General features: G+C 50.4%; 1 protein-coding gene and 1 pseudogene. Both read right to left on the minus strand.

What is annotated here, in order from left to right; translation table 11 throughout:
- Window positions 1–118: 118 nt before the first annotated feature.
- Window positions 119–463 (minus strand): annotated as a pseudogene (locus tag N5O98_RS27325) (hypothetical protein); the annotation flags it as partial.
- Window positions 460–799, minus strand: a 340-nt coding sequence (locus tag N5O98_RS27330; protein WP_269496283.1) for a TraQ conjugal transfer family protein, incomplete at its 5' end; no start/stop codon positions are given. The pseudogene N5O98_RS27325 and the gene N5O98_RS27330, both read right to left, overlap by 4 nt.

Below are 799 nucleotides of genomic sequence, written 5' to 3' on the forward strand. Positions count from 1 at the left end.
TAGTGCCATTAGCAAAGATATAGGAATGTATTATCCAAACCTATTCATCCTATAACAGAATGATTTACAGAATAAAAAACTGTATTTTTAGGATAATGCTGGGGTTTGGATAACTTCTGTTATCCGAAATTTCGGATAACAGAAGCGAATCCTTCCCGAACTGCTGGAACATCGCGCAGAACTTCCGCAGGTCTTTTCGCAGAAGCGCGTCCGCCTGCCGCTTCGTCATGGTGCGTGCCGAATACCTTTCCCCCGGCTGCAACCGATGTCCATATCCTACATACGGGTGATGTTTTTCCGAATGCCAGCCCTCAAAATACTTCGTGCATCGCACCGCCCTCTCAAATGGTGGCAGCCGGTAGATAGCCGCCTGCCCGTCCGTTCCCTCATGGCGTCTGTTCCGTGCGGACACGGAACAGACCGCCAGAAGCGAACAGAGGATAGCCATGAATACACGCATCATCGTGTAAGGGGCTTGAAGTTCCCGATGGGGACAACAGTGATAACCCCGTCATCCTTCACGTTTCGGTTGTTGAAGTCAAATTCCAACTCATAGGAGTTGCCGAAATTGTCCTCCACTACCACGATGAAGTTGTGCGCCTCGTCACCTTGCGCCGTGTAGTACAGCCGGAACTTCTCGTTTTCGAGCAGGTAGCGGTCATTGGGCAGGAAAGTGATGTCGTTGTCCATTTTCAGTGTGCCCTCACCCTCGAACTGGAAATACCGGATGGTATAGAGGGTATTGGCGAAATCGCCCGTTTTCTTCAGCTCACAGCGGATTTCCACCGTCTGCCCCTTT

It is taken from the genome of Bacteroides sp. LFL-34, assembly GCF_027257075.1.
Classification (GTDB): Bacteria; Bacteroidota; Bacteroidia; order Bacteroidales; family Bacteroidaceae; genus Bacteroides; species Bacteroides ovatus.